Raw genomic sequence first — 26,168 nt, 5'->3', positions numbered from 1 at the left:
TTCCGCAGGAGCCGTGCCAGCCACAGCACGCTCAATGACGCGTTGATTTCATTGAATATTTTCCTGGCCGCCGTTAGGATGTCCGCAATGACTACATAAGTGTGTCCGCAGCAGAGGCACATACGGAGACACGCAGTGCCCTCACTGACGACACAACACCCGGACCCGGTCGCGCTCAGTGCGCTGGTTTGTTCTCGCGACGGCATTCGGGTGGCGGCGATCGGTGACTGTGCCGACCCGGTCATTGCCGACGCGGCGCTCGCGGCCTGCGCAGCCGCCAGGGCGCCTGGCCTGGGCCGCACGCTGTTCCCGGTCGAGGCCGGCGCCCGGCGATACATCGGCCTTTGCCTGGAAGACGGCGACCACCAGCTGATCCTCCTGCATCGCGCCGACGCACAGACCGTGCTGCTCGACTTCCTGGGCACGGTGCCCTTCGCCGGCGCGATCCTGGACTACTTCCTGAACGACCCGTACCAGGCCATCACGGTGGTCGACAAGGCGGGCCGGGTGCGCTTCATCAGCCCCATCCACGAAAAATTCCTGGGCCTCGACACCGGCGGCGGCATCGGCCGCCCGGCGGCCGACGTCATTCCCAATTCGCGGCTGCCGCAGGTGGTGGCCAGCGGCAAGGCCGAGATCGGGCAGCTGCAGCAGCTTGGCGGCGCCACGCGCGTGGTCAACCGCATGCCGATCCGGCAGGACGGCAACGTGGTGGGCGCCATCGGCCAGGTCATGTTCAAGGGGCCGGAAGCACTGGTCCGCATGCACAAGGAGCTGGTCGAACTGCGCTCGGAGGTGGCGCGCTACCAGCGCGAGTTCCATGGCCTGGGCGACGGCATGCACGGGCGCCAGGCGGGCTTCGGCCTGATCGGCGAAAGCGCGCCGATGCAGCGCCTGCGCCGGGAAATCCAGACCGTGGCGCGCCTTGACGTGCCGGTGCTGATCCTGGGCGAAAGCGGCACCGGCAAGGAACTGGTGGCCCGCGCCATCCACGGCGCCGGGCCCGAGCCTGCAAGCGCGCGGCCGCTGGTCAGCCTGAACCTCGCTGCCCTGCCTGCGACGCTGATCGAGTCCGAACTGTTCGGCCACGCGCCCGGCGCCTTCACCGGGAGCCAGCGCCGGGGCCAGGCGGGCAAGCTCGAACTGGCGGCCGGCGGCACGGTCTTCCTCGACGAGGTTGCCGACATCCCGATGGAGATCCAGGTCAAGCTGCTGCGCGTGCTCGAAGACCACATGGTCGAACGCCTGGGCAGCCGCCAGGCGCAGCGGGTCGAGTTCCGGCTGGTCTCGGCTACCAACCGCGATATTCCCGAGCTGATCGATGCCGAGCGTTTTCGCCTCGACCTGTACTACCGCCTCAGCGGCGTGGTGCTGCGCATCCCTGCCCTGCGCCAGCGGCGCGAGGACATTCCTGCACTGCTACAGCATTTCGTCGACGCCTTCTGCGTGCGCAACGCCATGCCGCCGCCAGTCATCGACCATGAGGTGGCGCGCTACCTCGCCGGCCAGCCGTGGCCAGGCAACGTGCGCCAGCTGCGCCAGCGCATCGAGGAAGCGCTGGTCTTCTGCGATGGCCGGACGCTGCGCGTGGCCGACTTCGCACGCGGCGAACCAACGCCCGGTCGGTCCGCGCCGGAGCATCAGCCCGCTGTGCATGCAGCCGGCCCGGCGTATTCGTACGAGACTGCCGCGGCGGACACGGCACCGTTGCCAGCGGCCGCGCCCCGGCCTCAAGGCGGGTCCGCCGCTGGCATGAGGGAGCTTGCCTATGCCGCGGTGATGGACGCAGTCGCGCGCCATGGCGGCAACAAGAAGCGCGCGGCCGAGCAACTGAAGATTTCCCGCTCTCACCTGTACAAGATCCTCGAGCGCGGACCAGACGCCTCGCGATCGAAGTGAAGCGCATGTCGTCAGCGACCCGCGACCGAGGTGAACGCCGTGATCACCGCCTGAACCACAACATCGACAACCCGCAAGCCACCGCCAGCAACAGCACCGAGCCGGCGGCGAACAAGGCACCCAGCTCGGTTTCCCGGCGCTCCAGCGCAAAGCGCGCGCTGAGCTGGCGGTAGACCTGGCTCAGGTCGGCCGCCGTGCCCGCGTGGAAGTATTCGCCGCCGGTGATGGTGGCGACCGCGCGCAGCGCAGGCTCGTCGAGCTGCATGAAGTAGGACAGGCTGGATTCCGGCGCGCCCGTGACCTGGGGCGAGCCGAAGCCGACGGTGTAGACGCGCACGCCGCGCTGCGCGGCCATGCGCGCGGCGTCGAGAGGGTCCGGGCCGGTGGTGCGGCGGCCGTCGCTGAGCAGGATCACCGCGCCGTGGCGGTATGAGCCGGGTTGCGCCGCCTGCTGGCTCTGCTCGCGCCGGCGTGCGGCATCGGCGGCGGCGGCCTCGTCCAGCGATGTGCCGCGTCCGGCGCGGTCGGTGCGGCTGCCGAACAGGATCACTTCGAGGTCGATGCCGTCTTCCGGAAACAGCACCGCCAGCGCCTGGAACAGGCCGCTGCCGGTGGCGGTGCCGCGCTGCAGCTGGAAGCGCTCGATCGCGTCGAGCATGTCTTGCCGGTTGTCGGTGGGCGGCAGCACCACCGCGGCGGTGCCGGCAAAGGAGACGATGCCCAGCCGCACGCTGGCCGGCAGCCCCACCACCAGGTCGCGGGCGGCCTGCTGGGCGGCGCTGATGCGGTTGGGCGGCACGTCGGCGGCCTCCATGCTGCGCGAGGTGTCCATCGCCAGCACCAGGGTCACGGTGTCGGCCGGCAAGGTGATGGTCGCGCTGGGACGCGCGCACGCCAGCAGCGCCGCGGCCAGCGCGAAGAAAAACAGCAACGGGGGAATGTGGCGCCGCAGGCGTTGGCGCGGGCCCAGCGCGGCGCGCGGCAATGCAAGGCTTGCATACAGCAGCGCCGCCTTCTTGCGCCGCGCGAGCAGGTACAGGTAAGCGGCTGCCAGCACCGGAAGCACAAGCAGCAACCAGAGCATCTGCGGCCAGAGAAACTGCATGCCCTGCTCCTTGGCGCGTGGTTAAGAGGATGGTACTGTATTTTCCACGGCGGGACGGGACCTCGGGGGCTGCGATGAAGCGGGTGACGATCTACGGGTGGGTCTCGGCGGCCGTCGCGCTGGTTCTTGCCGCCGGCGTGGGCTCGGCGTGGCTGATGCAGCCCAAGGTGCGCGCGCTGACGCAGAAGGACATCGACGCGGCCGTGCTGCACACGCTGGAGACCAAGCCCCTGCCCTCGCGCACCGCGATGGCGGCCGAGGCGGTGCGTGAATCGGTGGTCGAAATCCGCAACTTCCCCGCGCCGGAGAAATCCGCCGATGCGGCTTCCGCGCCGCAGGCCGGGCGTGACGCCCCGGCCACGCCGCCCGAATCTTCCCCCTCGACTCCCCCCGCCCCGACCGTCCCGCCGCTGCCCAACGAGCGCCCGCCCGGCAACAGCGCCGAAAACACACCCGAATCGCGCCACATCGGCTCGGGCGTGGTGGTGACCGAGCGCGGCGTGATCCTTACCAGCCTTCACGTGGTCGCCGGAGCGCGCCGGCTGGAGCTGACCTTCCACGACGGCCACACCTCCGAGGCGACCCTGCTGCAGGCGATTCCCGAGAAAGACCTGGCCGTGCTCCAGGCCAAGTCGATACCCGACGACCTGCCCGCGGCCACGCTCGGTTCCAGCCGCGACCTGATGCCGGGTTCCGAGGTGGTCGCGGTCGGCTTTCCGTTCGGCATCGGCCCGTCGGTGTCCGCCGGCGTGGTGTCGGGGCTGGACCGCGAGTTCGTCGCGCCGGACAACAAGCGCACGCTCGACAAGCTGATCCAGTTCGACGCCGCGGTCAACCCGGGCAATTCGGGCGGCCCGCTGGTGAACATGAGCGGCGAGGTGGTGGGCATCGTCACCGCCATCCTCAATCCCGGCAATAGCGGCACTTTCATCGGCATCGGCTTCGCCACCACGATCGAAAGCGCCGGCGTATCCATCGGATCTTCCCCCTTCTGAAGCGAGGACCTATGAACGACCAGGCCAGGAGCGCTGCCGACAGCGCCAACTTGATGGAACGCCTGCTGTACGAGGTGAAACGCGTGGTGGTCGGGCAGGACCACTTCCTCGAACGGGTGCTGGTGGCCATCCTGTCCGGCGGCCACCTGCTGGTCGAAGGCGTGCCCGGGCTGGCCAAGACCCTGACTGTCAACACGCTGGCCCGGACCATGAGCGGCAGCTTCAAGCGCATCCAGTTCACCCCGGACCTGCTGCCGGCCGACCTGGTCGGCACGCGCATGTACAACCAGGGCACGGGCGAGTTCTCCACGGTGCGCGGCCCGGTCTTTGCCAACCTGCTGCTGGCCGACGAGATCAACCGCGCGCCGGCCAAGGTGCAGAGCGCGCTGCTGGAGGTGATGCAGGAAAAGCAGGTCACCATCGCCGGCGAAACCCACCGCGTGCCCGCGCCCTTCCTGGTCATGGCCACGCAGAACCCGATCGAGACCGAAGGCACCTATCCGCTGCCCGAGGCACAGGTCGACCGCTTCATGATGAAGGTGCTGGTGGGCTATCCGTCGGAAGAGGAAGAGGTGGTCATCGTCAACCGCGTCACCGGCCCGCGCATCAGCGTGAGCCCGGTGGCCACGCCCGAGCACCTGACCGCGCTGCAGGAGGCCTGCCGCAAGGTGTATGTCGATCCCAGCCTGGTCCAGTACGCGGTGCGCCTGGTCGCGGCCACGCGCAAGCCGGGCGACTATGGCCTGGCCGACCTGGACCGCTACGTGTCGTTCGGCGCGAGCCCGCGCGCCACCATCGGCCTGATCGAAGGCGCGCGCGCGCTGGCCTACCTGCGCGGGCGCCACTATGCGCTGCCGGAGGACGTGAGCGACCTGGTGCCGGACGTGTTGCGCCATCGCCTGTCGCTCTCTTATGAGGCCATGTCCGACGGCGTGACGGCCGACCAGATCATCACCCGTATCTCGCAGGCGCTGCCGGTTCCCGAGCGGCCCATGGAATCCCATGTTCGGGCGGCGGACTAAGCGCCGGGACGCCCCGGACCAGGCGGGCGGCGCCACCCCTGCCACCATGCCCGGCGGAGAGCCCGCGGGCGTGGCGCTGGCCGGCGTCGGCTCCAGTCAGACCGACGCCCTGCTGCGCCGGCTGGAATGGACCGTGGTGCGCCGCCTCGACGGGCTGCTGCAAGGCGACTACCGCACGCTGTTCCGCGGCTTCGGCCTGGACCTTGCCGACCTGCGCGAATACCATCCCGGCGACGACGTGCGCCACATCGACTGGAACGTGACCGCGCGGCTGCAGACGCCCCATGTGCGCGAGTACCAGGAAGACCGCGAAGTCGCGGCCTGGTTCTTGCTGGACCTGAGCGGATCGATCGACTTCGGCTCGGGCAGCGTGCGCAAGCGCGACCTGCTGAGCGACTTCACCACGGTCATGGCGCTGCTGCTGACGCGCTATGGCAACCGGGTAGGCGCCGTACTGTACGGCGGCGCCACCGATGTGGACGCCACCGTGGTACCCCCCCGCGCCGGGCGCCGCCAGTTGCTGCACCTGCTGCACCGCATGCGCGCCACGCCGGCGGCATCGCCGGGCGACACCCGCCTGCGCGACCTGCTCGAACGCGCCCGCGCGGTGGCAAGGCGGCGCTCGGTGGTATTCGTGGTGTCGGATTTCATCAGCGCGCCGGGCTGGCAGGCATCGCTGGGCATGCTGGCGCGGCGGCATGAAGTGGTCGCGGTGCGGCTGGTCGATCCCCTCGAAACCGCGTTGCCGGATCTGGGGCTGGTGGTGCTGCAGGATGCGGAAACCGGCGAGCAGCTGTTCGTCGATACGCACGACCCGTCCTTCCGCAAGCGCTTCGCCGCCGCCGCCGAAGCGCGCGAGGCGGAGCTGCGCCAGGCCTTCGCCCGCGCCGGGGTCGCATGCCTGACGCTGTCGACCTACGCCCGGCTCGACCTGGCCCTGCTGAGCTTCGCGCGCCAGCGCCGGCGCCAGCAAGGCAGCGCCAGGGCCGCGAACATGACCAGGGGCGCAGCATGATCGACGCGCTCAGCCGCCTGCCTGTGTTCAGCTTCCTGTGGCCGGGCATGCTGTGGCTGTTCGCGCTGGTCGGGGTGCTGGCGGCGGGCTATGTCTGGCTCGACCGGCGCAGGCGGCGCGCGGCCGTGCACTATCCGGCGCTGAAGATAGCGGGCGTTGCCACTGGCAGCGGCGCAGGCTGGCGCCGCCACGTGGCGCCCATGTTGATCCTGCTGGCGCTGGCCGCACTGATCGCGGCGATCGCACGGCCCCAGGCCGTGATGATGCTGCCCTCTCGCATCGAGACCGTGGTGATGGTGCTGGACCTGTCCGGCAGCATGCGCGCCCAGGATGTCAAGCCGAGCCGCCTGGGCGCTGCGCAGCAGGCCGCCACCGTGCTGCTGGACGCGCAACCCGCGGGCGTCAGCGTCGGCGTGGTGGCCATGGCCGGCACCGCCGCCGTGACGCAGGCCCCCACCCGCGCCAGGGAGGCGGTGGCCACCGCCATCGAACGCCTGCAGCCGCAAGGCGGCACCGCGCTGGGCAACGGCCTGCTGATTGCGCTGACCACGCTGTTGCCCGAGGTCACCGCCGATGCCGAGCGGCTGATGAACGACGACACCCCGCCGCCGAAGAAACCGCGGGCGCTGGCCAGCCCTCCCGCCGACGCCGAGCCGGTGAAGCCGGGCTCCTATACCTCCGGCGCGATCGTGCTGTTCTCCGACGGCGAAAGCAACGCCGGCCCGGCCGCGCTGCGTGCGGCGCAGCTTGCCGCCGAGCATGGCGTGCGCGTCTATACCGTGGGCGTGGGCACCACCGACGGGGTAGTGCTGTCGGTCGACGGCTGGTCGGCCCGCGTGAAGCTGGACGAGAAGGTGCTGAAGGAAGTCGCCGATGCCACCGGGGCCGAGTACTTCCGCCTGGAAGACGCCACCGAACTGAAACGGGTGTACCGCGCGCTGAACGCGCGGCTGGCATTCGACAAGCGCAGCCAGGTCGAGATCACCGCGCTGTTCGCCGCGCTGGGCGCGCTGCTGGCGGCGTGCGCGGGGCTGTTGTCGCTGTGGTGGTTCGGGCGCGTGATGTAGCCGGCTGCAGCCAGCCATCAGCGCGTATTGCGCGGCGTCACCGAGATCGCCATCGCCTCGGTGTAGACCGCCTGCACCTGCTCGCCGGCGCGGACCGCCTTCAGCTGCTTCGGGTCGGCGACATGCACGTCCACCGTCCGGCCGCGCGGGCCCTTCAGCGTGACCATGCCGGTGTTGGTGTCGACCGCCACCACGTCCGCGGTGACCGTCACCTCGCGCCCCACCATGCCGCCCGGCCTGGCGCCGGGCGCGGCGCGCTGGGCAATCTCGCGCTCGCTGCTGGAGCGGATGCCGCTCTGCCGGTTCAGGCTGACCGACAAGGCCTGCGTGTACTCGGCCGTGACCGCGTCGCCCACGCGCAGCTGCCCGAAATTGCGCACGTCGTCGCCCACCTGCACGTCGGTGACCTTGCCCTGCTCGTCCTTCAGGGTGATGGTGCGCGTGGCGGCGTCGATCCCCACCACCGTGGCCGTGGCCTTGACCGTGCCGGTAGTGCGCGACGCGCCCACGCCGGCAACCGAGTCAACGCGGGTCTCGGGTTGCGCCATCGCCATGCCGGACGCGGCGGCAAGCGCCGCCGCCACCAATAGCTTGCCGGTTTTCATGCCGTTCTCCCTGGTTGCGGTGTTGCCGTGGGCCACCGTCCGTGGCGCCGGCATGGGCCGGCGCGCGTGGCGGACGGGCCAGTTAACCATAGCAGAGCGCAAGCCACGCCGTTGGCGGCGGCGGACCGGCGTCAGCGTGTCCGCAGCGGTATCGGCCCTCAGCGTGGGGCGCTCGACCCCGCCGGCTGCGCCAGCAGTTCGCTGACAACGCCTGCGGCGTAACGCATGAACGCCGCGGTCGCGGGGCTGCGCAGCACCGGATCGTCCGGCCCGCCCGACAGGTACGACGCCCGCGCCGCTGCCAGCAGCGGCCGATGCGTGGCCGGCAGGCGCTCCAGCACCCAGGCCGCCGCCACGTCCTTCGGCGCGATCCGGCCGGTGGCGGCGCTGTACCAGATCCGCGCCATCGCCAGCACCACGTTGCGCTCGTCGCCGGCCCAGTCGCTGTCGGTCTGCCACTGCGCGACGGTGTCGGTCAGCGCAGCGATGAAGTCCTGCCAGGGCACGGGTTCGAAGCAGGTCGTCGCCGGCGGGCCAAGCAGCGCGGTACTGTGCTGGCGCACCTGGCTCAGCAGGATGGCGAGATCGTGATCCGGCATCCGGGCCTCGAACACGCCGGCCCGGATGTCCTGGCGCAGCCATTCGCCGAACTGAAGCTCGCGCGTGGCCGGATAGCGCCAGGGCACCACTTCGCCGCGCGCCACCACGGTGATCTCCAGCGGCCGCCACGGCCCACCGTTGCCCGGCGGCGCGGAGACCTCCAGCAGCTCGCGCAGCAGCGCTTGCCGCACGGCGTCGCCGGGAATGGCGCGCGTGGTCACCAGCAGGTCGATATCGCTGCGAGGCCTGAGCCCGCCGTCGAGCGCCGAGCCGAACAGGTGGACGGACAGCAGGGTGCCGGCCAGATGCCGTTCGATCACGGCCAGCGCCAGCCGGACTTGCCGGGCGATGTCAGCAGGCAGGGATGCGGCCACCATGTTCACAGCGGCCCGGGCAGCGTCTTCAGGCCCAGCCACAACACGCCGATGACGACGTTGACCGGCACGCACAGCGCGCCGGGCACATAGAAAAGCGCCGACAGTGCCGGCGCTGCAAGCATCAGCTCGACCGCGCTGCCGAGCCCGTAGAAGAACACGCCGCACCAGAGCCAGCGCCGCATGTAGGTCAGCAGCCAATGCGCGCGCGCCTGGTTGAAGTGCCAGGCGCGCGTGCGTTCGGCGCGGTTGCCGCGGCTGGCGTCGCGGAACAGCCAGCCGAAGAAGAAATAGCGGTACAGCAGGGCGCTAAAGGTCAGCTCTTGCATGATCACTCCTTGGGCCGCTGCCAGCCGGGGGAGTGCAACAGTCGCCCGCGCTCAGGGGGCATGCAGGAATGGCAGCGGCAGGTACCCCTTCAGCGTACCAAAGAAGCGGCGCTTGCCGCAGCCGCGCATGCCAGCGCCTGAACGCCCCGCACTAAGACAGTGCAGCCAGCGGCGCGGTGATCACTGCAGGCTGATATCCAGTTGCTGCACCACGCGCTTTTCGCGCTCGAACTGTTCCGCCGCGAACCTGGCGTAGTCGGCGCTGTTGAGGTGCACCGGTTCCAGGTCGATGGCCTCGAGCGAGCGCAGGTAGGCGGGATCCTGCGCGGCGCGGAAGAACGCATCGTGCAGCTTCCTGACCACCGCCGGGTCCATGCCGCGCGGGCCGACGATGCCCACCAGCGAGCTGGCGCTGATGTCGTAGCCCCGCTCCTTCAGCGTCGGCACGTCCTTGAAGCGCGCAAAGCGCGTGTCGCCGACGATGGCCAGCGCCCGCACCTTGCCGGCGACGGCATATTGGCCCCAGCCCGGGTCCAGCACCGCGTCGATATCGCCGCCCAGCAGCGCCATCATTTCCTCGGCACCGCCCTTGTAGGGCACGAAGGTGAATTTCGCGCCGGCGGCACGGCCGAGCTTTTCCATCGAGATATGCCCCGAACTGCCGATGCCGACGGCACCGTAGGTCACTTTGCCGGGGTTCGCTTTGGCGTAGGCAATAAATTCTTCCAGCGTCTTCCAGCGCGCGTCCGCGCGCACCACCAGGCCATAGCGGTAGTTGGTCAGGCCGATGATGTAGGTAAAGTCCTTGAGCGGGTCGTATGGCGTCTTTTGCAGGTGCGGCATGCGGAAGATATTGGCCGCCACCATCGACAGCGTGTAGCCGTTCGGCGCCGCGGTCTGGGACATCACCTGCGCGGCCAGCGTGGCGCCCGCACCGGGCTTGTTGATCGGCACCACGCGCTGGTCCAGCTCCTTGCCGGCGGCCGCCAGCAGCGTGCGCAGCGAGCCGTCGGTGGGACCGCCCGGCGGGAACGGAATCCAGAACTCGATCGGCTTGGCCGGGAACTCCCCCGCCGCCATCGCGGCCGGCACTGCCGCCGCGCAGATCGCCATTGCCGCCATGGCCCTGGCCATGACCGATAGCAGACGCCCGCCCCTTCCACGCTTTGTGATCGCCATGCGCTGTCTCCTGGTTGCCGTTCTTGTGTTGCCGCCCGGTGTGCCGGCTGCGGTCGTTTTCGACAGACCTTAGAGCGTTGCGCCAGGCCGGCCAATTGCCGTTCTGTTCAATGTCATTGGCAGAATCGCCCGGCATGCGCGGCCGGGCGCACCGGCCGGTTCATTGCGCCATCGTCGCAACCACAGTGCCGAGCACGCGCACACCCTGCTCGATCTGCGCCGTCGTCAGGCTGGCGTAGCCCAGCACCAGGCCGGCCGCGCGGGGCCGGCCGGGCCCATGCGGGCGCGCATACAGCGCCGAGACCGGATAGACCCCCACGCCGTGGCGGCGCGCGGCGGCCACCAGCGCCGGCTCGTCTTGCGGCCGCAGCGACGGCAGCCACAGCACCACGTGCAGCCCGGCGGCGGTGCCGCTGACCTCGGCATCGCCCGGCAGGTGGCGCGCAATGCCATCGAGCAGCGCCGCGCGGCGGCGCTCGTTCTCGCGGCGCATGCGGCGGACGTGGCGTTCATAGGCACCGCTGTCGATCAGCGCGGCCAGCACGCGCTGCTCCAGCACGGGCGCGTGGCGGTCAGCCAGCCGCTTGGCCTGCCGGAACACGGGCACCAGTTGCGGCGGCAGCACCAGGTAGCCCAGCCGCAGCTGCGGCGACAGCGCCTTGGAAAAGGTGCCGACATAGATCACGCGGCCATCGGTGTCGATCGCGCGCAGCGTGTCGATCGGCCGCTGGCCGTAGCGGAACTCGCCGTCGTAGTCGTCCTCGACGATCCATGCGTCATGGCGCCGGGCCCAGTCCAGCAGGGCCTGGCGCCGGCCGATCGGCAGCACGCCGCCCAGCGGGAACTGGTGCGACGGCGTCACGTAGGCCAGCCGTACCCGGCCATCCGCCGGCAGGCTGGCGGCATCCATGCCATGCCCGTCCACCGGCACCGGCACGCAGCCGGCGCCGGTGGCTTCGAAGCAGCGCCTGGCCATCAGGTAGCCCGGGTCTTCGAAGGCGAAGGCATCGCCGTCATCCAGCAGCAGCCGCGCGCACAGGTCGATGGCCTGCTGCGAGCCATGCACCACCACGATCTGCCCGGCATCGCAGGCCAGCCCGCGGGCGCGGCGCAGATAGCCCTGCAGCGCGCGCCGCAGCGAGGCCTCGCCTTCGGGCGCGGCGTAGCACAGGCTGTCCTGCTGGCGCAGCAGCTCGGCCTGCCACGCGCGCCGCCAGGCCAGCGCGGGGAAGTCGCGCCAGGCCACCGCGCCGTACAGGAAATCGAAGCGGACCGGTTCCGACGGCGGGGCCGGCAGGGCCATTGCCGCCACGCGACGGCCCTGCCGCGACAGCACCGGCTCCGCGGTGGCTGGGCGCGCGGCGGCCGGCATCGCGGGGGTGGAAGCCGCCAGCGGGCTGGCAATCCGGGCCGCCCGCCCCCTGGCCGTGACCAGGAAGCCCTCGGCCGCAAGCTGTTCGTAGGCCGCGGTCACGGTGGTGCGCGAGACCCCCAGCTCGGCCGCCAGGCCGCGCGTGGACGGCGCCGGCGCGCCCGGCGGCAGCGTGCCGTCGGCGATCTGGGCGCGCAGCAGGTCGTAGATGCGACGTCCCGCGCCCGCGGCGCCCGGCCGCGAGCCGGCGGGCTGGTCTAACTGGCCCATGCAAATTCCCGGAAACTGGACCTTCCGATTGTGCCAGTTGTCGGCGAAAGTATCGAGCATCCAACCGTCCCCAAGTCCCCGCGATGTACATCCCAGACGCTTTCGCCGAGCAACGCCCCGAGGCCCTCGCCCGCATCATCCACGCGCACCCGCTGGGCATGCTGGTCACGCATGGCCCGCACGGACTGGATGCCGACCATATCCCGTTCGAATTCGATCCCGGCACCGGCCCCCACGGCGTGCTTACCGCCCACGTGGCGCGCGCCAATCCGGTCTGGCAGCGGTGCCCGACCGGCACGCCGGTGATGGTGGTGTTCCGCGGCGCCGAGGCGTATATCTCGCCGAACTGGTACCCGAGCAAGCATGAGGCGCACCGCCAGGTGCCGACCTGGAACTACGAGGTGGTGCACGCGCACGGTACGCTTGCCGTACGCGACGACGAACGCTTCGTGCGCGCGCTGGTCGCGCGCCTGACGCGGCGGCACGAGGCGGCCCAGCAGAAGCCGTGGAAGATGGGAGACGCCCCGCCCGATTACCTTGACGAACTGCTGCGCAGCATCGTCGGCATCGAGATTACCGTCACGTCGCTGGTGGGCAAGGTCAAGCTCAGCCAGCAGAAGGAGGCGCGCGACCGGCTTGGCGTGGCCGCTGCGCTGGACGCGGGCGGCCACCGCGAACTGGCGCAGTCGATGCGCGACGCGCTCTGAGCCGGTATCGCCGCAAGCCGCGCTGGCGCGGGCGCAGCGCCGCGCCTTTCCACATACTCTGACCCACCGCTGAAGGAACTTCGCACCATGTCCCTGATTCCCTTCCTGATTGCCGCCGTCGTGCTCGCCATCACCCCCGGCCCGGCCATCGCCTACGTGGTCGCGCGCACGGTGGCCGGCGGGCGCGCCGAGGGCCTGGCCTCATGCCTGGGTACGGGCCTCGGCGGATTGCTCCACGTGCTGGCGGCAGCGGCAGGCCTGTCGCTGGTGATCGCGCAGTCCGCGCTGGCGTTCAGCCTGCTCAAGTACCTGGGCGCGGCGTACCTGGTGTACCTGGGCATCCGGCTGCTGCTGCGCAGGGAACAGCCGGCCGTGGTCGCCGCCGTGCCGTCCCGGGGCGCGCGCCGCGCGCTGGTCGATGGCGTGGTGGTCGAGGTGCTGAACGTCAAGACCGCGCTGTTCTTCCTCGCGTTCCTGCCGCAGTTCGTTGCGCCGGGCGCAGCGGCGGTGTCGCAACTGGTGCTGCTGGGCTGCATCTGCGTGGCGCTCAACACGCTGGTGGACGTGGTGGTGGTGTTCGCCGCGCACCGGCTGCTCAGGTCGGGCGCCGCGCGCGCGGCACGCGCGCGTCTGATGACGCGTGCGTCGGGTGTCACCATGCTGGGCCTGGGCGCGTTCGTGGCGCTGGCGCGGCGCGAGGCATAGGCCGCCCCGCCGCCCCCCTCCGCCGACCTTCGCAGCCGGCCCGCTCTCAGCGCCGGAAGGGCCTGCCCATCGGCTTGAGCCGGATGCCCGGCGCGAGCCGGGTCCAGGGCAGGTCGGCCGGATCGGCCGTCATCGGGCCCGGCGCCTTGGCCACCAGCACGGCATGCGCGATGCCCTGGAAATCCGCGCGGAAATGCACGGAGCTCTTGTTGACCAGGATCTTCATCGCCTCTGGCTCGACCCCGCCCGCGCGGAACAGGTTGCGGTCCAGCATCTGGGCCTTGCCGGCGCTGACCACCACCTGGACATCGTCGATGCGCAGCAGCGCCACCGGCCCGATATCGGCCAGCATGCCGTGCATCATCGGCCCGCCGTAGCGGCAGACCCCGTCGGACAGCTTCAGCACCTCGAAGCAGCCCTGCAGCGGCGCATCGCCGGGCACCCCGGAGACACCGCCGAGCGCGACCTCGATGGTCGCGCCCACGCCGGCACGGTGCGCCTCGGCCACCACGGCCGGGTCCCAGATCAGCCCGATCGCCGCCTGCCGCGCGCCGTGGCGCAGCAGCGCGCGCAGCATGCCCATGGTGTTCGAATCGCCGCCCGCGCCGGGGTTGTCCTGGGTGTCGGCAATGACCACCGGGCGCGTTGCCGCCGCGGCCATGCGCATGGCCTCGAGCACGGCTTCGTCTGGCGACAGGAACGGCACCTCCCAGGCCGGCTCGTCGGCCAGCATCCGGTCGTACAGCGCCTGCACCGCCGCTTCGGCCGCACCGGCATCCTCGCCATACCCCCAGATCACCGGACCGCACTCCGGAAAGTCCGCGGCCGGAAAGCCCGGCGCGAACGACAGAGACACCACCTCGCCGCGCTCGCACTGCTGCAACAGCGTGTACATGGCCCGCGCCGGCTCCAGCATCGTGCACATGCCGTTGATCGGGATCAGGAACGGCAGCCGGCGCACCGCGCGGTGCAGCGGCAGCTTGCGCGCCAGCAGGCGCTGCAGCAGCGCCGCGGCGCGCGCGCCGGTCTCGGCCATGTCGACGTGCGGGTAGGTGCGATAGGCCACCAGCACGTCGGCGGCCTGCAGCATGGCCTGCGTGACGTTGGCGTGCAGGTCGAGCGACGCGACCACCGGCACGCCGGGCCCCACCGCCGCGCGGATGCGCTCGAGCAGCGTGCCCTCGCCGTCGTCGGTATGCTCGGCCACCATGGCGCCGTGCAGGTCCAGATAGACCGCGTCGAAGCCGCCCGCGCGCGCCGCGCCGACGATCTCGCCGGCGATGCGCTCGTACGCGTCCTCGGTCACGTGCGCGGACGGGCTGGCGCCGGCCCAGATCACCGGCAGCAGGCTCCAGCCATGCTGCTCGGCGGCGGCCATGAAGCCGCCGGCCGGTATGTTGACGTCGCGCAGCGCGCGCATGTCGTTGCCGCGCACCATCGCCGGAAAGCCCTCGCCGCGCTCGAAGCTGGCATAAGTAGCCTTTGACGGGGCAAAGGTATTGGTCTCGTGCTGGAAGCCGGCGACCAGGATCCGTGTTGCCAAGGTTTTCTCCGTGAATGGAATGACCGGCCTCAGGCCGGCGACACCGCGCCCTGCGGCGACGGCATCCGGTTGGCCACCAGCACCGCCGCGCCGGCCACCAGCAGCGCCACCATCACCAGCAGGCCGGCCTGCATGCTGCCGGTGGCGGTGCGCACCGCGCCGATGATGGTGGGGCTGAGGAAGCCGCCGATCAGGCCGATGGTGTTGATCAGCGCAATGCCGCCGGCGGCGGCATCGCCCTTCAGGTATTGCGACGGAATCGCCCAGAACACGGTATAGGCGGCCCACATCATCGCCGTGGCGATGGTCATGCACAGCAGCGACACCGGCAGGTTGCCGCTGTACAGCGTGGCCACGGCCAGCGCCACCGCGCCGGCAAAGGCGGGCACCGCGCTATGCCAGCGGCGCTCGCCGCGGCGGTCGGAACTGCGGCCGATCACGACCATGGCGATCGCCGCGGCAATATAGGGAATCATCGAATACAGCCCGATCTGCATGGTGTCGGTGACGCCGTCCGCCTTCAGGATGGACGGCAGCCAGAAGCTCACCGCGTAGATGCCGCAGATCATGGTGAAGTAGGCAAAGGCCAGCAGGTACACGCGCGGATCGCGCGCCACCTGGCCGAACGACTGATGCCCGCCCGCCGGCGCGTGCAGCTCGGCGGCGAGCAGGCGCTTCTCCGCGTCGCTGAGCCAGCGGGCCTCGGCCGGCCGGTCGGCGAGCACGCGCAGCGCCAGCACGCCCAGCAGCACGCATGGCAGCCCTTCGACCAGGAACATCCATTGCCACCCCGCCAGGCCGTGCGCGCCCGACAGCGCCGTCATCAGCCAGGTCGACAGCGGCGAGCCGAAGATGCCGCCGATGGGACCGGCCAGCATCACCACCGCCATCACCCGGGCCATGCGCCGCTGCCCGTACCAGTAGGTCAGGTAGAAGATCATGCCAGGGGCAAAGCCGGCCTCGAACACCCCGAGCAGGAAGCGCAGCACGTAGAACGTGGTTTCGTCACGCACGAACATCATGCCCGCCGAGGTCAGGCCCCACAGCACCAGGATGCGGCTGATGGTCTTGCGCGCACCGATGCGGGGCAGCAGCAGGTTGCTCGGGATCTCGAACAGCACGTAGCCGAAGAAGAAGATGCCGGCGCCCAGCCCGTATACCGCATCGGAAAAGCCCAGGTCGCTCTGCATCTGCAGCTTGGCGAAGCCGATATTGACGCGGTCCAGGTAGGCAAAGGTGTAGCACAGCAGCAGGAACGGCAACAGGCGCCAGTTCAGCTTGCGGTACAGCGCCTGCTGTGCGGCGCTGCCGGTTTCCGTGATGGTGCGTGGGGGCAGGGTTGCGGACATGTCGATCTCTCCCGTGGTCGGCTCTGTGGACGCGATGTCTGTCGGTGGCAGGCATCGATCGTCTGGCATCTGAAAAAACAGAGCAAGAGCAACTTAAGTCGGCTATCGTTGCCCTGCTGGCAACAAACGGCACGCCGACGCCTTCCACCCCAGACCACGAGATCCGACATGCGGGAACTGAACCAGCGCAGGCTGCGCTACTTCCACGAGGTGCTGACCCACGGCTCGATCCGCGGCGCAGCCGACAGCATCAACACCTCGCCGTCGGTGATCACGCGCCAGATCCGCCTGCTGGAAGAAGAAGTCGGCGCGCCGCTGTTCGACCGCCATGCGCGCGGCGTGCAGCCGACCGAGGCCGCGGCGCACCTGCTGGAGTACTGGCGAGGCTGCCGCGCCCAGCAGGAGCTGTTCGAAGACCGCCTGCAGGCCCTGCGCGGGCTGCAGCACGGCCAGGTGCGCATCGCCACCAGCGAGGGCTATGTCGACGGCCTGATGGATGAAGTGCTGACCGACTTCTGCGCGCGCTATCCCAGGCTCGACGTCACCGTCGACATCCTGCCGGTGAACAACGTGCTGCAGGAAGTGGCGGAGAGCCGCGCCCATATCGGCCTGGCCTACAACCCGCCCGGCCATGCCGACATCGCCTGGGTGGCGACGTCATCGCAGCCGGTGGTGCTGCTGGTGCATGCCGGGCATCCGCTGGCGCGCCGGGGCGGCAAGGTCGACGTCCACGAACTGGCGGACTATCCGCTGGCGATGATGCCGCCGGCGTTCGGCCTGGGCCAGGTGGTGCAGATGCTGGCCTATGCGGAGAACATCCAGATCCGCCCGACGCTGACCACCAACTCGCTGGCGGTGCTGCGCCACTTCGTGAAGCGCCATGACGGCATCACGTTGATCGGTGGCTTTGCGGCCTACCGGGAATTGCAGTCCGGCGAACTGGTGACATTGGCGATCGCCCATCCGCTGTTCGAAGCCGCCAAGGCGCGCCTGCTGGTCAAGGCCGGCCGGCCCATGGGCGTGGCGGCCAACACGCTGCTGGACTGCATCCTGCGCGACATGTCGATGTTCGCGACCGCACGCGCGCGCCACCGCAAGCGGTAGGCCGCAGGCCGCTACTTCAGGTACTTCATCGTGGCAACACCAGTGGCCACCAGCAGCTCGCCATCGAGCCACACCTCGGCGCGCGAAAAGAAGATCGAACGCCCGCGGCGGTCGACCATCCCTTTCGCCGTCAGCAATTTTCCGGTGCCGTTGCTGAGGAAGTTCGACGTCAGCGACAGCGTGACCGCGTGCCGCGGGGTCTCGCCCGGCGCCGCGTAGAGGCCGGCATAGCCGGTGGCGGCATCGAGCAAGGTGCAGATGGTGCCGCCATGCACGACGCGGCTGCGGTTCAGCATATTGGGCGCGAGCGGCAGTTCCAGTTCGACGTAGTCGTCGCGCCAGTGGGTGATCCTGACCCCGATGCTTTCCAGTGCCGGATTGTCGAGGTCGTATGCCTCGCCCTTGCCTGCTGCCATTGCCGCGTCCATCGCCTGGTTTTTCCTTTGCTTGATCAAGCCTCCTTTCTGCGCGATCTGCGTGTTTCCGACAATCTGTATTTCGCAAACCGGACCTTCCGCCTGCATGAATCCCCGCCGGCACTGCTGCCGCGACAGGCAAGCGCGGCTTTGACTCGGAATTCGTAACGACCTAGTCTAGGTAGGCTTACCGCGCACTCGGCCATGCGCCAAGTGACGTACCGGCGATGTCGCAAGGTCCGCCAGGACCAGGAGGGGCTCACCATGAACATGCGGCCAGATCCGACGTTTCACGCCTCGCCGGAGCTTGCGATCCACGCGCCAGCGGAATCCTTCGCCTATACGGTGCTGCTCAGTCCCGGCGGCGCGCAGCCCGACGCGCTGGCGGTGATCGACGTCAAGCCCGGATCGCCCACCTACAGCCAGGTGGTGCATACGGTGCCGATGACGCACAAGGGCGACGAACTCCATCACTTCGGCTGGAACGCGTGCTCTTCGGCGCTGTCGCCGCTGACCGGCCATGCCTTCCTGGAGCGGCGCTACCTGATCATTCCCGGGATGCGCTCGTCGCGGCTGTATATCGTCGACACCAGGCCGCATCCGACCCAGGCGCGCATCCACAAGATCGTCGAGCCGGAGGAGATCTTCCGCAAGACCGGCTATTCGCGGCCGCATACCGTGCATTGCGGCCCGGAAGGCATCTATGTCAGCACGCTGGGCGGCAGCGGGCCGGATGGGACGGGCGGCACGCCCGGCATCTTCATCATGGATTGCGAAACCTTCGAGGTGCTGGGCCGCTGGGAAATCGACCGCGGCGAGCAGCAGAAGCACTATGACTTCTGGTGGAACCTGCCGCGCGACTACATGGTGTCCAGCGAATGGGCGCTGCCGCCGCAGTTCGAGAACGGGCTGGTGCCCGAAGACCTGCTCGGCAACCGCTACGGGCACAAGCTGCATTTCTGGGACCTGCGCGCACGGCGCAACGTGCAGACCATCGACCTGGGCGCGAACCACCAGATGGCGCTGGAAGTCCGGCCCGCGCATGATCCGGTGCGCGAGTACGGCTTCGTCGGCGTGGTGGTCGACACCACCAGCCTGGAGGGGTCGATCTGGACCTGGTGGCGCGAGGACGGCAAGTTCCACGCCGAGAAAACCGCGACGATCCCGCCGGAAGGCGCCGACGCCAGCCAGCTGCCGCCGCTGCTGCAAGGCTTCGGCGCGGTGCCGCCGCTGGTGACCGACATCGATCTGTCCCTGGACGACAGGTTCCTCTACGTGTCGTGCTGGGGCACGGGCGAAATGCGCCAGTACGACGTCACCGATCCACGCAAGCCCCGGCTGGCGGGCTCGGTCCATCTCGGCGGCATAGTCCGCCGCACCCCGCACCCCAACGGCAAGCCCTTCGCCGGCGGGCCGCAGATGGTCGAGATCAGCCGCGACGGCCAGCGCGTCTACTGGACCAACTCGCTGTATTCCACCTGGGACCAGCAGTTCTACCCCGACGGGATTCCCGGCGCGCAGGTCATGGCGCGGGCGGGCGCGGACGGCGGCCTGACGCTGGCCGACGATTACTGGGTCGAGTTTGCCGACGGCTACCGCGCGCACCAGATCCGGCTGGAAGGCGGCGACTGCTCGACCGATTCGTTCTGCTATCCGTCGGCCAGCGCTTGACCGGACATGCGTGGGAACAGTTCGGCCTGTGGTCGGCGGTGCTGGCCAGCGGGCTCTATCACGGCGTCAATCCGGCGATGGGCTGGCCGCTGGCGGTATCGAACGGGCTGCTGGCGCGCAGCAGCGGCGCGCTGGTGGCCGCGCTGGGGTATCTGGCCGCCGGGCATGCGCTGGCGGTGCTCGCGGTGACGCTGCCATTCGGCATGCTGGCCGCGCTGGTCGCATGGCAGGCGCAGATCCGCATCGGTGCCAGCGTGCTGCTGGTGGGATGCGGTATCGCGCTGCTGCTCAGGCGCGGCCATCCGCGCGCGCTGGTGCGCATCGCGCCCTCGCGCCTCGCGCTGTGGTCGTTCGCGGTAGCAATCGCGCATGGCGCCGGGCTGATGCTGGTGCCGATCTATCTTGGCCTGTGCCGCGCCGACACCGAGCCGGGGCACCAGGCCGCCGCCACGCTGGCCAGCGCCAACCTGGGCATGGCGCTGGTCGTCGCCCTGCTCCATACCATGGCGATGCTTGCCGCGGGCGGCGGCATGGCGTGGCTGGTCTACCGCTACCTGGGGCTGCAGTTCGTGTCGCGCAGCTGGTTCAACCTGGAGGCGGTCTGGGCCCTCAGCCTGATCCTGGTGGGCGTGCTGGCGCTGGCCCTTGAAGTCTCTGGCTAGGCTCCGCGGTTATCCGTCAGCGCTTATCCGTCAGCGCTTATCCGTCAGCGCTCAGCCTGCCAGCCGCGCCGCCAGCCGCCCGCGCGTGATGGCCGCGATCTGGGCCAGCGCCTCGTCCAGTTCCTGCGGCGTGCTGCGGCCGATGCGGCGCTCGAACGCGGCAAAGATGCCTTCGCGGGTGTAGTGGCGCACGCAGATGATGAACGGGAAGCCGTGGCGCGCCTGGTAGTCGGCGTTGAGCTGGTCCAGGGCGGCTTCCTGCTGCACCGACATCGCATCCAGGCCCGCGCTCTTCTGCTCGGCATTCGAATCCGCCGTCATGGTCCCCGCGCGGATATTGCGCGCCGACAGCTGCGGGTGCAGGTTGAGGAAATCGCGCTGGCGCGGCGCATCGAGCTTGCGCACCACGTCCATCATCGCGTCATGCAGCGCCGCGGCCGAGGCGAACGGGCGCTGCGCCCAGGCGCCTGCCGCGGCCTGCGGAAAGTGTTCGAAGACGCTGCCGAGGGCGTCGGCAAAAGCGGCCTGGTCGAGCGCGTTGACCGTCGCCAGGTCGAAGGGTTGAGGCATGGAGGCTGCTCCCGTAGGGATCCCGCGCAACGCGGATCGTTGGATACGGGGCCGAGTATAGGAACGCCCCGCCGCAGCGGCGAGAGCCCGCGCCCTATAGATCGCATAACAGAAACTGATACCGCTAGCGGCGCATATCGCGCAGCTCGCGCAGTTCCTGCGAGGCCGCGCTCAGCATGCCGCGCAGCCACACATGCGCGGCCGAGCGGTGGCGCGACGGATGCCACAGCTGGTAGAAGCGCATGAAGGGGAACTCGATCGGCGGCTCCAGCACCGCCAGCGGCACATGCTGCGCATGGTAGTTGGCGAAGTGGCGCGCCGTGGTCAGGATCAGGTCGGTGCCGGGGATCAGGCTGGGCGCGAGGTTGAAGTACGGGCAGCTGACCCGGTTGTCGCGGTGCACGCGCATGGTACTCAGGCCGGCATCGACCAGCCCGCGCTGGTCGCGCGAGTACGGCGTCGGCACGATATGCGATGCGCCCAGGTAGGCCTGCGCGGTGAACTTGCCGGGCTGCGCGTGCACGCTGTCCTGCGCCACCACGCACACCACCTCGTCTTCCAGCAGCACGGACAAATGCAGGTGCTCGGGCGGGTTGGGCCAGTTGCCGATCACGATATCGACCGCGCCCGCCGACAGCGCCTGTTCATAGTCGAAGCTGGCCCCCAGCGGCAGCGCCGACAGCCGCGCATGCGGCGCGGCGCGGCGCACGGCGCGCACCACATGGGCAAAGAACGGCGGCGCCAGGTAGTCCGGCATCGCCACCACGAAGCTCTGCTCGGTGGTGGCGGGATCGAAGCGGTCGTCGGAGACCAGCAGGTTGTCCAGCGCGCTGAGCGCGGCCTGGGCGTTGCGCGCCAGTTGCAGCGCGCGCTCGGTCGGCACCATCACGTTCTTCTCGCGCGTCAGCAGCGGGTCGTTGAAAATCGCGCGCAGCCGCTTGAGCGCGGCGCTGATGGCCGGCTGCGACTGGTTCAGGCGGATCGCGGTGCGCGACACGCTCTGCTCGGCAATCAGGATGCACAGCACGCGCAGCAGGTAGGTATCGAACGGGTCGTCGGCGCGAATCATGTCGGGTCAGTGGCGGGAATCGGGAAGGCATGGCGGGGTGCGGCGGCCGCCGCTCCGGGCGGCGCCGGCGCGCCGGGCCATGGCGACTTTGTAGCGTGTCGCGCACCGCACGGCAACCGGTGGAACCCGCACCGGCGCCCCCACTCGCCCCGCGCGGCGTGCCGATCAGGGTAATCCATAGGTCCGCGCGGAGCCGCCGCCGATGCCCGGAAACCCGCGCCCGGCAAGGGATTGCGGCCCATATCGACGCTGCTATGGGCCCTATACCAGCCCCCTCGTTTCGCAGCGGCGGGCCATTCATATACTTGCTCCCAACCCGGCGGACCGCATGCACCCGCCGCCAAGCTAGACCTGGCAGAACACCACAAGACAGGAGACATCATGTCGATCACGAAACAAGGCGTTCCGGTATTCGCCGGCACCGCCGAAGACGCCGAGGACAGCGTCTACCGCAAGGTTACCTGGCGCCTGCTGCCCTTCCTCGGGGTGCTGTGGGTGCTGGCCTGGCTGGACCGCGTCAACATCGGCTTCGCCAAGCTGCAGATGCTCGATGCGCTGCGCTTCAGCGAAGCCGTGTACGGGCTGGGCGCGGGCATTTTCTTCCTGGGCTACTTCTTCTTCGAGGTGCCGTCGAACATGCTGCTGCAGAAGATCGGCGCCAAGAAGACGATCATGCGCATCACCATCTGCTGGGGCGTGATCTGCATGCTGCAGAGCTTCGTCACCACGCCCACGCAGTTCTACATCCTGCGCTTCCTGCTGGGTGCGTTCGAGGCCGGCTTCTACCCCGGCGTGATCCTGTACCTGACCTACTGGTACCCGTCGCAGCGCCGCGCGCGCGCCTTCGGCACCTTCATGTCGGCGTCGGCCATCGCCGGCGTGCTGGGCGGCCCGCTGGCCGGCTGGATCATGACCGGCATGGCCGGCGTCAACGGCATGCACGGCTGGCAGTGGCTGTTTATCCTGGAGGGGATCCCGTCGGTGCTGGCCGGCATCTTTGCCTGGTTCTACATGACCGACAAGCCCGAGCAGGCGCGCTGGCTCTCCGACGCCGAAAAGCGCGTGGTGCACGACGCCCTGCGGCGCGACAACGCCACGCTGGGCGAGCGCGGCCACGACTGGCGCACGCTCTTCACCAACCGCAAGGTGTGGCTGCTGATCGCGATCTTCTTCTGCCTGCTGTGCGCCAACTCGACGCTGACCTTCTGGATCCCGACCATCATCAAGGACGTGGGCTTCACCACGCCGATGGCGGTGGGCTGGATCGCCGCGGTGGCCTACCTGTGCGGCGCCGCCGGCATGATCCTCAACGGCGCGCATTCCGACCGCCGCAATGAAGTGCGCTGGCACTTCAGCGGCGCAGCGCTGGTCGGCGGCGGCGCCATGGCCGTGCTGGCCGTGCTGCTGGGCGCGCAGGTGCTGTCGCCGGTGATCGCGCTGCTGGCCATGACCGCCGCGCTGGTCGGCACCATGAGCGCGATTCCGGTGTTCTGGCAATTGCCCAACCGCTACCTGGCCGGCAGCGCCGCCGCGATAGGGGTGGCGCTGATCAACTCGGTGGCCAACCTGGCCGGCTTCGGCGCCCCGTACGTGATGGGGCTGGTCAAGAACAGCACCGGCAAGCTGGCCTCCGGGCTTTACCTGGTGGCAGTGATCGAAGTGCTGGCCGCGGTGCTGGTGCTGGTGGGCATCCGCCAGCTGCGCGCCAAGCCTGCACATCAAGGAGCCTGAGATGGACGACCACAGCTTCGATCCCGCGCGCCGGCGCTTCGCGCTGCAATCGATGACGCTGGGCGGCGGCGCGCTGCTGGCCGGCGCCAGCTGGGGCGCCACGCCGGACGCGCCGGCCCCCGACCAGACCGCGGCGCCGGTGCAGCAGGGCGGCCTGGGCCCGCGCCTGACGCTGCATGCGCTGGACACCTACCACGGCACCCCCGCGGCCGGCATGCGCGTGGAGATGTTCCGCATCGACAATGGCCGGCGCACGCCGCTGCAGACCGTGACGCTGGCCGCCAACGGCCGCAGCGAACCGCCGCTGCTGATCGGCGACAGCTACCGCACCGGCACCTATGAACTGATCCTGCACGCCGACGAATACTTCGCCGCGCGCCAGGCCAGCCTGCCGCAACCGTCGTTCCTGTCGAAGATCCCGCTGCGCGTGCGCGTGACCGACGCCGGCCAGCGCATCCACCTGCCCGTGCTGTTCGGGCCGTGGAGCTACAGCTACTACCGCGGCAGCTGAGCGCGCGGCCCCACCCGGAGACATCGCATCATGGCAGGTATCAGCACGCATGTGCTCGACGTATCGCTGGGCCGGCCGGTGGCCGGCATGCAGGTCGAACTGTTCGACGTCGCGGTGCAGCCGCCCCGGCTGCTGGCGCGCACCCGCACCAACCACGACGGCCGCACCGACGCGCCGATGCTGCCGCCGGCGCAGGCGCGCACCGGCGAGTTCGAGCTGCGCTTCTGGGTCGCGGACTACTTCCGCACGCCCGACGTGTTCGCCGACATCGTGCCGGTGCGCTTTACCATCGCGGATGCCGCGCAGCACTACCATGTGCCGCTGCTGTGTTCGCCGTGGAGCTTCGGCACGTACCGGGGCAGCTGAGGCCCCGCGCGCGGGCGCCTAGCGCGGCTTGCGCACCTCCGCCTGCGCCGGCGCCAGCACCTTGCCGTCGCTTGCTCGCGGCACCATCGGCGGCACCGGCTTGCCGGTGCGCTTATCCACCAGTTGCGAGCGGCGCTCGCCGCGCGCGAACAGGTGGTGCTCGCCCCACTGGCGCAACGCCAGCACGATGGGGAACAGGCTCTCACCCATTTCCGTCAGCACATATTCCTGGTAGGCGCAGCCGTCCGATGCCGGCCGCGTCGCCAGGATGCCGGCGTCCACCAGCCGGCGCAGCCTGTCGGACAGGATATTGCGCGCCACCGCCAGGCTGCGCTGGAAGTCGCTGAAGCGGTGCATGCCGTCGAAGGCATCGCGCACGATCATCAGCGTCCAGCGGTCGCCGACCAGCGCAACCGCGCGCGCCACGGGGCAGGTGTCTTCGCCGGGGTCCTTGCGGGTGGCCATGTCTGGTTTGCCTTGGGCATATCGCCCTGCTGTCAAAGTGGTTGCATTTTAAAACTAGTATGCTTACGCTTCAACTGGTTTTATTTTGCAACTACTTTTGCAACGAGTTAGGAAGCCAGCCCATGGACGCCTGTTCCTCCTCGCCGGACGCGGCATCGCCGCTACCCTGCCCCGCAGCCATGCCTGCCACCCTGCCGCGCGCCGCGGTGCTGCTGTTCGCGTGCGCCAGCGGGCTGAGCGTGGCCAACGTCTATTACGCGCAGCCGCTGCTGGATGCGCTGATGGCCGATTTCCACATCGGCGCCGCGGCCATCGGCGGCGTGGTCACCGCGACCCAGGCCGGTTGCGCGCTGGCGCTGCTGTTGCTGGTGCCGCTCGGCGACCTGCTGCCGCGCCGCCGCCTGATGCTGGCGCAGGTGCTGGCGCTGGCCGGCGCGCTGGCGGCAGTGGCTCTGGCGCCGTCGGTCACGATGCTGCTGGTCGGGATGCTGCTGACCGGCCTGCTCGGCACCGCGATGACGCAGGGCCTGATCGCCTATGCGGCCGCCGCGGCGCCGCCGCAGGAACGGGGCCACGTGGTCGGCACCGCGCAGGGCGGCGTGTTTGCCGGCTTGCTGCTGGCGCGCGTGGTGGCCGGCGGCGTCAGCGACCTGGCCGGATGGCGCAGCGTCTATGTCTGCGCGGCGGCGGCCATGCTGGTGCTGGCCTTGCTGCTGTGGCGCTCGCTGCCGGTGGTATCCGGCCCCGCGCAACGCATGCGCTATGCCAGCCTGGTGTTGTCGATGTTCGCGCTGCTGCGCCGCGACCGCGTGTTGCAGATCCGGGGCGTGATCGCGCTGCTGATGTTCGCCGCGTTCAATATCTTCTGGAGCGCGCTGGTGCTGCCGCTGAGCGCGCCGCCCTACCAGTTGTCGCACACGGCCATCGGCGCCTTCGGGCTGGTCGGCGCGGCCGGCGCGCTGGCCGCGGCGCGCGCGGGTCGCTGGGCGGACCAGGGTTTCGGCCAGCGCACCACGCTCGCCGCGCTGGTGCTGCTGGTGGTTGCCTGGCTGCCGCTGTCCTGGCTGGAAATCTCGCTGTGGCCGCTGGCGCTCGGCATCGTGCTGCTCGACCTGGGCGGACAGGCCATCCACGTCACCAACCAGAGCATGATCTTCCGCGCCGACGCCAGCGCGCACAGCCGGCTGGTCGGCGCCTACATGCTGTTCTATGCGACCGGCAGCGGCCTGGGCGCGATCGCCACTACGGCCACCTATGACGCGGCCGGCTGGCGCGGCGTTTGCGTGCTGGGCGCAGCGGTGAGCCTGCTGGCGCTGGGGTTCTGGGCCGGCACGCGGCGCTTGATGCCGGCGCACGCCACGCCCTAGCGCGGCCTCACCCGTTCAGGCGAACACTGCGCGAAAGCTGCACGAAAACTGCACGAAAGCGCGGGAAAATCCGGGCAAGAAGGGCTTAGAATCTCGCATC

At 69.8% G+C, this 26,168-nt stretch carries 26 protein-coding genes; 14 read left to right on the top strand and 12 right to left on the bottom strand.

Features of this window, described 5'->3' with window-relative positions; translation table 11 throughout:
* The first annotated feature begins 135 nt into the window (after window positions 1-135).
* The gene (locus CBM2594_RS18915) at window positions 136-1,899 is read left to right on the top strand and encodes a sigma-54 interaction domain-containing protein (protein ID WP_116358350.1); all 1,764 of its coding nucleotides are present in this window, start codon (window positions 136-138) and stop codon (window positions 1,897-1,899) included.
* Between the two features lie 43 nt (window positions 1,900-1,942).
* On the opposite strand, the gene CBM2594_RS18910 is transcribed toward CBM2594_RS18915, so the two are convergent.
* The gene (locus tag CBM2594_RS18910; protein WP_116358349.1) at window positions 1,943-3,004 is read right to left on the bottom strand and encodes a VWA domain-containing protein; all 1,062 of its coding nucleotides are present in this window, start codon (window positions 3,002-3,004) and stop codon (window positions 1,943-1,945) included.
* Between the two features lie 74 nt (window positions 3,005-3,078).
* Here CBM2594_RS18910 and CBM2594_RS18905 point away from each other — a divergent pair, with 74 nt between their 5' ends.
* From CBM2594_RS18905 to CBM2594_RS18890, 4 genes are read left to right on the top strand one after another with little or no spacing between them, the layout of a single operon-like run.
* Window positions 3,079-3,999, top strand: coding sequence for a S1C family serine protease (locus tag CBM2594_RS18905; RefSeq protein WP_116358348.1), 921 nt, complete (start codon window positions 3,079-3,081; stop codon window positions 3,997-3,999).
* An 11-nt stretch (window positions 4,000-4,010) separates the two neighbouring features.
* The gene (locus CBM2594_RS18900; protein WP_116358347.1) at window positions 4,011-5,021 is read left to right on the top strand and encodes an AAA family ATPase; all 1,011 of its coding nucleotides are present in this window, start codon (window positions 4,011-4,013) and stop codon (window positions 5,019-5,021) included.
* A complete protein-coding gene (locus tag CBM2594_RS18895) occupies window positions 5,002-6,036 on the top strand; it encodes a DUF58 domain-containing protein (protein ID WP_116358346.1) in 1,035 nt (344 codons plus the stop codon). Before CBM2594_RS18900 ends, CBM2594_RS18895 begins: the two co-directional genes overlap by 20 nt.
* Window positions 6,033-7,103, top strand: coding sequence for a VWA domain-containing protein (locus CBM2594_RS18890; RefSeq protein ID WP_116358345.1), 1,071 nt, complete (start codon window positions 6,033-6,035; stop codon window positions 7,101-7,103). Before CBM2594_RS18895 ends, CBM2594_RS18890 begins: the two co-directional genes overlap by 4 nt.
* A 17-nt stretch (window positions 7,104-7,120) precedes the next feature.
* Here the strand turns inward: CBM2594_RS18890 and CBM2594_RS18885 are convergent, their stop codons facing one another.
* The 5 genes from CBM2594_RS18885 to pdxR all read right to left on the bottom strand — a co-directional run bounded on the left by CBM2594_RS18885 (window position 7,121) and on the right by pdxR (window position 11,832).
* Window positions 7,121-7,708: a hypothetical protein gene (locus CBM2594_RS18885; protein ID WP_116358344.1), complete on the bottom strand. Its 588-nt coding sequence runs from the start codon at window positions 7,706-7,708 to the stop codon at window positions 7,121-7,123.
* 158 nt (window positions 7,709-7,866) lie between these two features.
* Complete coding sequence (locus CBM2594_RS18880) at window positions 7,867-8,682, bottom strand: AadA family aminoglycoside 3''-O-nucleotidyltransferase (RefSeq protein ID WP_368041352.1); 816 nt, start codon at window positions 8,680-8,682, stop codon at window positions 7,867-7,869.
* A gap of 5 nt (window positions 8,683-8,687) precedes the next feature.
* The gene (locus tag CBM2594_RS18875; protein WP_116358342.1) at window positions 8,688-9,011 is read right to left on the bottom strand and encodes a hypothetical protein; all 324 of its coding nucleotides are present in this window, start codon (window positions 9,009-9,011) and stop codon (window positions 8,688-8,690) included.
* A 180-nt stretch (window positions 9,012-9,191) separates the two neighbouring features.
* Window positions 9,192-10,190, bottom strand: a complete 999-nt coding sequence (locus CBM2594_RS18870; RefSeq protein ID WP_232346671.1) for a tripartite tricarboxylate transporter substrate binding protein — start codon at window positions 10,188-10,190, stop codon at window positions 9,192-9,194.
* A gap of 160 nt (window positions 10,191-10,350) precedes the next feature.
* Window positions 10,351-11,832 carry a MocR-like pyridoxine biosynthesis transcription factor PdxR gene (gene pdxR, locus CBM2594_RS18865; RefSeq protein WP_116358340.1) on the bottom strand — a complete coding sequence of 494 codons (1,482 nt, stop codon included), beginning with the start codon at window positions 11,830-11,832 and terminating at the stop codon, window positions 10,351-10,353.
* Between the two features lie 83 nt (window positions 11,833-11,915).
* Between pdxR and CBM2594_RS18860 the strand changes: the two genes are divergently transcribed.
* Together CBM2594_RS18860 and CBM2594_RS18855 are read left to right on the top strand one after the other, a co-directional pair.
* Complete coding sequence (locus CBM2594_RS18860) at window positions 11,916-12,539, top strand: FMN-binding negative transcriptional regulator (RefSeq protein WP_116358339.1); 624 nt, start codon at window positions 11,916-11,918, stop codon at window positions 12,537-12,539.
* Between the two features lie 87 nt (window positions 12,540-12,626).
* On the top strand, window positions 12,627-13,244 hold the full coding sequence (locus tag CBM2594_RS18855; RefSeq protein WP_116358338.1) for a LysE family translocator: 618 nt from the start codon (window positions 12,627-12,629) through the stop codon (window positions 13,242-13,244).
* Between the two features lie 46 nt (window positions 13,245-13,290).
* On the opposite strand, the gene CBM2594_RS18850 is transcribed toward CBM2594_RS18855, so the two are convergent.
* A complete protein-coding gene (locus tag CBM2594_RS18850; RefSeq protein ID WP_116358337.1) occupies window positions 13,291-14,787 on the bottom strand; it encodes a M81 family metallopeptidase in 1,497 nt (498 codons plus the stop codon).
* Window positions 14,788-14,816: 29 nt separating this feature from the next.
* On the bottom strand, window positions 14,817-16,136 hold the full coding sequence (locus CBM2594_RS18845) for an MFS transporter (protein WP_116358336.1): 1,320 nt from the start codon (window positions 16,134-16,136) through the stop codon (window positions 14,817-14,819).
* A 168-nt stretch (window positions 16,137-16,304) separates the two neighbouring features.
* Here CBM2594_RS18845 and CBM2594_RS18840 point away from each other — a divergent pair, with 168 nt between their 5' ends.
* Window positions 16,305-17,240 (top strand): LysR family transcriptional regulator, encoded by a 936-nt coding sequence (locus tag CBM2594_RS18840; RefSeq protein WP_116358335.1) that lies wholly within the window; start codon window positions 16,305-16,307, stop codon window positions 17,238-17,240.
* Between the two features lie 11 nt (window positions 17,241-17,251).
* Here the strand turns inward: CBM2594_RS18840 and CBM2594_RS18835 are convergent, their stop codons facing one another.
* Window positions 17,252-17,656 (bottom strand): PaaI family thioesterase, encoded by a 405-nt coding sequence (locus CBM2594_RS18835; RefSeq protein WP_116359680.1) that lies wholly within the window; start codon window positions 17,654-17,656, stop codon window positions 17,252-17,254.
* A gap of 264 nt (window positions 17,657-17,920) precedes the next feature.
* Here CBM2594_RS18835 and CBM2594_RS18830 point away from each other — a divergent pair, with 264 nt between their 5' ends.
* Both CBM2594_RS18830 and CBM2594_RS18825 read left to right on the top strand, forming a co-directional pair.
* Window positions 17,921-19,327 carry a selenium-binding protein SBP56-related protein gene (locus CBM2594_RS18830; protein ID WP_116358334.1) on the top strand — a complete coding sequence of 469 codons (1,407 nt, stop codon included), beginning with the start codon at window positions 17,921-17,923 and terminating at the stop codon, window positions 19,325-19,327.
* Entirely contained in the window at window positions 19,324-19,989 is a 666-nt protein-coding gene (locus tag CBM2594_RS18825) for a hypothetical protein (RefSeq protein WP_116358333.1), read from the top strand. The genes CBM2594_RS18830 and CBM2594_RS18825 overlap by 4 nt, the downstream gene beginning before the upstream one ends.
* A gap of 51 nt (window positions 19,990-20,040) precedes the next feature.
* Here the strand turns inward: CBM2594_RS18825 and uraD are convergent, their stop codons facing one another.
* Window positions 20,041-20,559 (bottom strand): 2-oxo-4-hydroxy-4-carboxy-5-ureidoimidazoline decarboxylase, encoded by a 519-nt coding sequence (gene uraD, locus CBM2594_RS18820; RefSeq protein ID WP_116358332.1) that lies wholly within the window; start codon window positions 20,557-20,559, stop codon window positions 20,041-20,043.
* 124 nt (window positions 20,560-20,683) lie between these two features.
* Window positions 20,684-21,628 carry a LysR family transcriptional regulator gene (locus CBM2594_RS18815; protein WP_116358331.1) on the bottom strand — a complete coding sequence of 315 codons (945 nt, stop codon included), beginning with the start codon at window positions 21,626-21,628 and terminating at the stop codon, window positions 20,684-20,686.
* Window positions 21,629-22,009: 381 nt separating this feature from the next.
* Between CBM2594_RS18815 and CBM2594_RS18810 the strand changes: the two genes are divergently transcribed.
* The 3 genes from CBM2594_RS18810 to uraH (CBM2594_RS18800) are packed head-to-tail and all read left to right on the top strand — an operon-like array spanning window position 22,010 to window position 24,236.
* Window positions 22,010-23,359, top strand: coding sequence for an MFS transporter (locus tag CBM2594_RS18810; protein WP_116358330.1), 1,350 nt, complete (start codon window positions 22,010-22,012; stop codon window positions 23,357-23,359).
* 1 nt (window position 23,360) lies between these two features.
* Complete coding sequence (gene uraH / locus CBM2594_RS18805; RefSeq protein ID WP_116358329.1) at window positions 23,361-23,870, top strand: hydroxyisourate hydrolase; 510 nt, start codon at window positions 23,361-23,363, stop codon at window positions 23,868-23,870.
* 30 nt (window positions 23,871-23,900) lie between these two features.
* Entirely contained in the window at window positions 23,901-24,236 is a 336-nt protein-coding gene (gene uraH, locus CBM2594_RS18800) for a hydroxyisourate hydrolase (RefSeq protein WP_012355646.1), read from the top strand.
* 18 nt (window positions 24,237-24,254) lie between these two features.
* Here uraH (CBM2594_RS18800) and CBM2594_RS18795 read toward each other — a convergent pair whose 3' ends face one another.
* The gene (locus CBM2594_RS18795; protein WP_116358328.1) at window positions 24,255-24,701 is read right to left on the bottom strand and encodes a winged helix-turn-helix transcriptional regulator; all 447 of its coding nucleotides are present in this window, start codon (window positions 24,699-24,701) and stop codon (window positions 24,255-24,257) included.
* 179 nt (window positions 24,702-24,880) lie between these two features.
* Between CBM2594_RS18795 and CBM2594_RS18790 the strand changes: the two genes are divergently transcribed.
* Window positions 24,881-26,068, top strand: a complete 1,188-nt coding sequence (locus tag CBM2594_RS18790; protein WP_116358327.1) for an MFS transporter — start codon at window positions 24,881-24,883, stop codon at window positions 26,066-26,068.
* Window positions 26,069-26,168: the final 100 nt, after the last annotated feature.

This window comes from Cupriavidus taiwanensis (assembly GCF_900249755.1).
Lineage (GTDB): Bacteria > Pseudomonadota > Gammaproteobacteria > Burkholderiales > Burkholderiaceae > Cupriavidus > Cupriavidus taiwanensis_D.
The sequence above is the reverse complement of the archived record's forward strand: the minus strand, read 5'-3'. Positions and strand labels throughout refer to the sequence as shown.